Here is a 5,217-nt window from a genome sequence, read left to right as displayed (position 1 = left end):
CGGTCAAACTCGGGAAACCAGGCAGACAAGACAACTTTAAATAAGGCCTGTCAGGTGCAAGTCCGACAGGCTGCTAGGGAACGAATTGACCTCCAATCAGCCACTGGAAGTCTGGGCCAGGCAGGCCGGTCTGGACTGGCAGATTCAGGAAAGCCCCGTTCGCTACGTGACTAATGCCGGAAGCCCGCTGGGTGAGATCCTGTCCTACCCGGATTCCAAGGTGCTGTATCGCTCAGATACCAAAGCGCCGCTTTCGGTCGTCGGTAACCGTTTCAAGGTGGTTCAGCCCGAAGAGATTCTGGAGTTCTATCGGGATCTGACCGAGGTCTCCGGCTTTGAACTGGAAACAGCCGGCGTGTTGAAAGGCGGCCGGAAAATGTGGGCGCTGGCTCGCACCGGTCAATCCGGCATGTTGAAGGGCAATGACCAAACCAATGCCTACGTCCTGTTGGCCACGGCCTGTGATGGCACCATGGCTACTACGGCCCAATTCACCAGTATTCGGGTGGTGTGCAACAACACCCTGGCTGTGGCCTTGAAGGATTCCACGGCCAATGCAGTGAAGGTGAAGCACAACACGGCGTTCGATGCAGACCTGGTGAAGAAGCAACTCGGTATTTCCGTTTCCGCCTGGGACGATTTCATGTATCGCCTGAAAACGCTGAGCGAGCGGAAAGTGAAAACCACTGAGGCCCGGAATTACTTCCTGAAGGTGTTCACCGATGATTCCGGTACCGGCGTTGGCAAAACCAACGAACGGTCCATGGCCAAGGCCCTGTCCTTGTATGAAGGGGAGGGCATGGGCGCCACATTGGCATCGTCGGACGGCACTGCCTATGGCTTGCTGAACGCAGTCACCGAGTTCATTGACCATCAACGCCGGGCCAAAACCGTTGACCATCGGCTTGATTCCGCCTGGTTCGGTAATGGTGCTTCCATCAAAAACCGCGCACTCGAACAGGCCATGTCACTTGTGGCCTGACTTCGATCTCAAAACCCTAAAACCGCCATAAAGCCCACCGGAGCCTCGTGCTCTGGTGGGCTTTTTTATGTCTGGAGGAAAACACCATGGGCATGAGCGCAAACGTACTTCCCAAGCAACGGCCAGCACTGCGACTGGTTTCAACCAAAGGCCTCAGCCGTGATGAATGGCTGAGAGTCCGCAAGCGGGGCATTGGCAGTAGTGATGCAGCCGCATCGGTGGGCATGAATCCATACCAGTCTCAATTGGAACTCTGGATGGTTAAAACCGGTCGAGATGCCGGCATGCCAAAACCGGACTCTGATGATCCTGAATCACCGGTCTACTGGGGCCATATCCTGGAACCCATTGTGGCTGAGCAGTACAGCCGGCAAACCGGCCGTAAGGTCCGGCGAGTAAATGCGGTGCTGCAGCATCCTGATCCGGACAAGCACTGGATGCTGGCCAACCTGGATTATTCCGTGGTGGCCGATGACGAAGTGCAAGTCCTGGAATGCAAAACCGCTGGAGAGTTTGGGGCACGTCTTTGGAAAGACGGTGTGCCGGACTACATTCAGTGCCAGGTTCAGCACCAGTTGGCTGTCACGGGCAAGCAGGCAGCGGATGTCTGCGTCTTGCTGTGTGGCCAGTCATTGAAGATCTTCCGAATCGAGCGAAATGAGGAGCTGATAGAAGCACTCATCACATTGGAACGCCAGTTCTGGGATTACGTGGAAACGGATACGCCACCCCCGGTGGATGGCACCGCGTCGGCGGAACGTGCGCTGCGCCATTTGTACCCTGAAGACCAAGGCGAGACCCTGGACTTCAGCGAGAGCAAGGAACTGACCGATGCATTCAGCGAGCTGCTGGCGATTCGCTCTGAAATGGAAACCCTCAAGTCCACTGAATCCCATCTCAAGCAGCGCATTCAAAGCCACATGGGCGAGGCCTCCAAGGCCACGTTCCCGAGTGGCTGCGTGAGCTGGAAACGGAGCAAGGATTCCGTAGGTCTCAACGTCAAACAGCTACTGAAAGACCAGCCGGAACTGCTGGAGCAGTACCCCCTTACCAAGCCGGGCAGTCGCCGGTTCCTGCTCCATGCCTAATGTCCCCTTGGCCACGCGGGTGTAACGAGTGCCCCGTGGCCCTTTTTCAGGAGAATCATCATGATTAAAGGGTTAGCCATCACGCCTCCCGTGTTGGGGCGCATCAGTATCGGTCGGGTTGTTGAGAAAAACGGCATCCGGCTGCCACAAAAAGACAATCAATTCACCATCACCTCCCAGATCCAGGAAAAGGATGGCTGGGTACTGCACCCCCTGGACGAAGAGCTGAGAAAGGACGCGCCCAACAGCAAGCTGCGAACCATTCCGGTACGCATGCTGTTCAACGAGGCAGACCTCAACCTGCGCGCAGAATACACCATGTTCGACCGCAAAAGTGGGCGTCCCATGTGTGTGGGGAACGGCGATACCTGCAAGCGCCTGACGCAATCCGGTGTCCAGTCATTGCCGTGCCCTGGGCCAACGCTGTGCGAGTTTGGCAAAGGAGGGCTGTGCAAGCCCTACGGGCGCCTGAACGTGAAGATCGGTGACGACGATGATCTCGGCACCTTCATCTTCCGCACAACGGGTTACAACAGCATCCGGACGCTTGCTGCGAGACTGAGCTACTACCAGGCAGTCTCTGGTGGTCTGTTGGCGTACATGCCGTTGGAACTGAAGCTACGGGGCAAAAGCACGACACAGAGCCGGCGAACGCCTATTTTCTATGTGGATTTGGTGATCAAGGAAGGCCTTTCATTGCAGGAAGCGGTGGTAAAAGCGAAGGAAACAGCCAACAAGGTGGCAGAGGAGGGCATTGACCAGGCCGCGCTGGATGCGGCGGCTGCCAAGGGATTTGGAAATGCGCTGTTTGAGTATGATGAGGACGAGATGACTGAAGTTGTGGAGGAGTTTTATCCGGCTAATACAGCGGAGAGCGTGCAGGGTACTCCCACGGTAGTCTCAAAGCTAAGGAAAGATCTAGACTTAAATCGATCAGCTTCAGGATAGAGGTAGACGAGTGACCCGTGTGGGTCACTCGTCTATGTCGGTTTCTTTTTTTGCAAAGAACCTGCCTGAAAGCAAGTATTTGCAGGGAGAGCTGGGCATGACTGCCGTCCTTCATACTCAGGGACGAACCAGAGTTGCCATGTTCACGTGCATTGCCTGATTCCTGATGGTGTACGCAACGAAGTGATGCGGAACGATTGGGTGGTTTACGCCCGACGTTGCCTGAACAGGCGGAGGGAGTGTTGGATCACCTGGCCGTTACACCCACCGCATTGCCATCAGCAACGGTCCCTTGGTGTCACAGTACGGTGACCGGACCAAACTCAGGTCCAAGGATTACCGGGAAGACGAGGGGTCATAATACCTTCCAGCTGGAAGGGACGGAATTTATTCCCCCGGCTTAAAGCCTCGGGTAGTGACGGGTGGCCGTTGTTAATGGCGGCTTCCAGCGAGCGTTACAGTTCCGGAAGAACTGGGTCTCGACTTGAGTTGTGACTGGAAATTAAAGAATCAGCCGGGTAGTCTGACCAGAAATACTCAGGGATGAGGCATTTTATGGTGATCATCAGGAAGATACGCACTTCCGGCAAGCGCATTTGCCCACTCGGGTTGCCGTTCCATTACCCGTCCAATCTTTACTTTATCCTTATACGTTGTCCGCTGGCCTTTGTGGCAGAGGCTTAGTCCAACGCACATTTAAAGGTTATGCTGCGCACAACATTAAATTTTTCAGTGTTAAGCGCCAGAGGAAAATTATGGAAAAATACGTCGAGCTTTCCGACACGAGTTCCGATTTTGCGAAGGAAAACGTCTGGCTTGAGCATTGTGAGTTGAAGCAGATTCCGTTCATTACAGTGAAAACTCGCTCTAAATATGCCGATGTCCACTGGGATTACATAACTTACTCAAACGAGGTTGACGAAATTCTCGAGAGTATTGGTACGACTCTTCGAGATAGTGCAGTCGAGATCTTCAACCAGTACGCCAGCAAAAAATCGAGGTATACCGCAAGTGGACACTTGGTTTGGTTCAAAAATCTTGAAATCGAACAGGCGCGGGAAGCCGCCTCAGATCTCTACGACCTCGTTGTTAGATCTATAGAGCGGAATAGTGCTTAACAAATCACAGGAGTATGTGGCCGATGGCTGGCGAACGGCCTTTCCGTGCTCTTTCGTCTCCACTCCAACTCCTCCATTGTGATTAGCCGTTCGGTATTTTGGTGCATTCTTTGACCAGTTCAAAAACGATCTTTTAGGAGATGCTTTGACAGAAGATGTTGGTGCGAACCCAGCCGCAGAATTTGATGATTTAAAGCGAAAAGTTGTTCGCGCTCTGGGCGAAGTAAAACCGGCAGGCTCCCCCCAATCAGGAGATGAGCCAAAGTCCCTGTTACTGTCTTCCAGAACACAAGGTAGTAAACTGCTGCCACCATACTACCTGGTGTATTTTCTACTAGTTGATTTTCTTCAGTATCCGCGAATAGGTCAATGGGAGAAAAGTGCCTGGACTGTGCCGATTAGGTATGAGGGTCGGCTGTACGCAATCGAACACCAAAAAATGGGACTTAGAATCTGTGCTCCAAATAGTGACCCAAACGCGCGAATGAGCGGTCGGCCAAACGAACAACAAGAAATGGATTCTGAATTAATCGCGAAAAGGATTCAAAAAGCAGTGTCTTGTGCTGCCCCTTATTTTAGTTGGCTAGCAGAGAAAGAGGCGAAAGGTAATAGGCTAAATGTATTAAACCATTGCAGATGGCTTTTCGAGCGCTTTCAATTTTTTAGGACAAAGTTCTTCGATCAAAAGGATGAAATCGAGCGACGGAATGAAAGCCTGCGCCAAAAAAAAGACCGAAATGATATTCAGTCAATGTTGGGGGTCTTAGATTCTGGTTTACTCAAATCATCTACAGAAGCTGATTGGATAGCTCAGGCGGCGGTGGATGCATTTTTTAGTTGGTCCGAGCACGCATTTATACATTTAGCCATATTAAGAGGTCGGGTTAATAACGGCACTCAGGTGGCTGATCTGGCGACAAACAATTGGAAAGCGAAGTTTCGAGTTGCCCTGGACCTCGATAACCCTGTTCTCAAAATGCATTACGATACGCTTTTGGTCTTACGGAGTTATTGTCAAATCTGGTGTATGACCATCAGGCAGCGTTCCTGTCAGATTGATCTTCCACCTCTATTCCATCCT

At 52.4% G+C, this 5,217-nt stretch carries 5 protein-coding genes and 1 pseudogene; all 6 read left to right on the top strand.

The annotated features are described in order from the left end of the window. Positions 1-40 precede the first annotated feature (40 nt). On the top strand, positions 41-982 hold the full coding sequence (locus tag MLC59_RS19395; protein ID WP_248237247.1) for a DUF932 domain-containing protein: 942 nt from the start codon (positions 41-43) through the stop codon (positions 980-982). A gap of 86 nt (positions 983-1,068) precedes the next feature. Then, entirely contained in the window at positions 1,069-2,070 is a 1,002-nt protein-coding gene (locus MLC59_RS19390; RefSeq protein ID WP_248237246.1) for a YqaJ viral recombinase family nuclease, read from the top strand. Between the two features lie 60 nt (positions 2,071-2,130). Continuing rightward, the gene (locus MLC59_RS19385; RefSeq protein ID WP_248237245.1) at positions 2,131-3,018 is read left to right on the top strand and encodes a recombination directionality factor; all 888 of its coding nucleotides are present in this window, start codon (positions 2,131-2,133) and stop codon (positions 3,016-3,018) included. A gap of 70 nt (positions 3,019-3,088) precedes the next feature. Then, positions 3,089-3,364: pseudogene (locus tag MLC59_RS20230) on the top strand (transposase); the annotation flags it as partial. Positions 3,365-3,773: 409 nt separating this feature from the next. Beyond that, positions 3,774-4,136 (top strand): hypothetical protein, encoded by a 363-nt coding sequence (locus MLC59_RS19380; RefSeq protein ID WP_248237244.1) that lies wholly within the window; start codon positions 3,774-3,776, stop codon positions 4,134-4,136. A 145-nt stretch (positions 4,137-4,281) separates the two neighbouring features. Continuing rightward, a partial coding sequence (locus MLC59_RS19375) for a hypothetical protein (protein ID WP_248237243.1) occupies positions 4,282-5,217 on the top strand: 936 nt, incomplete at its 3' end.

This window comes from Marinobacter bryozoorum (genome assembly GCF_023156245.1).
In the GTDB taxonomy this organism is placed as follows: Bacteria; Pseudomonadota; Gammaproteobacteria; order Pseudomonadales; family Oleiphilaceae; genus Marinobacter; species Marinobacter bryozoorum.
Note: the sequence above shows the minus strand (reverse complement) of the source record. Positions and strands in the feature narration are given on the sequence as shown.

Excerpts from the sequence above, each read along its gene's own strand:
- MLC59_RS19385 (WP_248237245.1), top strand. The coding sequence starts at position 2,131 with ATGATTAAAGGGTTAGCCATCACGCCTCCCGTGTTGGGGCGCATCAGT.
- MLC59_RS19390 (WP_248237246.1), top strand. The coding sequence starts at position 1,069 with ATGGGCATGAGCGCAAACGTACTTCCCAAGCAACGGCCAGCACTGCGA.
- MLC59_RS19380 (WP_248237244.1), top strand. The coding sequence starts at position 3,774 with ATGGAAAAATACGTCGAGCTTTCCGACACGAGTTCCGATTTTGCGAAG.